Source organism: Pseudomonas sp. GM24 (assembly GCF_000282235.1).
In the GTDB taxonomy this organism is placed as follows: Bacteria; Pseudomonadota; Gammaproteobacteria; order Pseudomonadales; family Pseudomonadaceae; genus Aquipseudomonas.
Genome location: NZ_AKJR01000389.1, coordinates 1 through 520 on the forward strand (window position 1 = coordinate 1; position 520 = coordinate 520).

A 520-nucleotide genomic window follows, 5' to 3' on the forward strand; every position below is an offset into this window, starting at 1 on the left:
CGAAAACCTGGTGGCCGACAAGACCCCGGTTTCGACCACGGTCACCGACACCGTCGACACCACCAATCTGTCGCTCAGTGCGACCGGTTCCGTTGCCGAGGGCGGTTCGATTGTCTACACCGCTACTTTGACCAACGCCGCCGGTTCACCAGTGACCGTGACGCTGAGCAACGGCGCCGTGATCACCATAGACGCCGGTAAAACCACCGGCACCGTCACCGTCGCAGCGCCAGCGGATGACGTATACAAAGACGCAGGCAAAGTCGAAGCAACCATTTCGACCGCGACCGGCGGCAACTTCGAGAATATGGTACCGAGCACCGCGCCGGCCGTGACCAATGTCACCGACACCATCGACACCACCACCGTGAAGCTGACGGCGACAGAGTCGGCAGCTGAAGGCGGCAACGTCACCTACACCGCGACTGTCGGCGCGCCAGTCACCGGCTCGCCGGTTGTCGTGACCCTGGCCAACGGTCAGACCATCACCATCGGTGTCGGCCAGACCACCGGTACCGCG

General features: G+C 63.3%; 1 protein-coding gene. It reads left to right on the plus strand.

Translation table 11 applies throughout. The features are described 5' to 3' along the window. Positions 1–520, plus strand: a 520-nt coding sequence (locus PMI23_RS28550; RefSeq protein WP_007950354.1) for an immunoglobulin-like domain-containing protein, incomplete at both ends; no start/stop codon positions are given.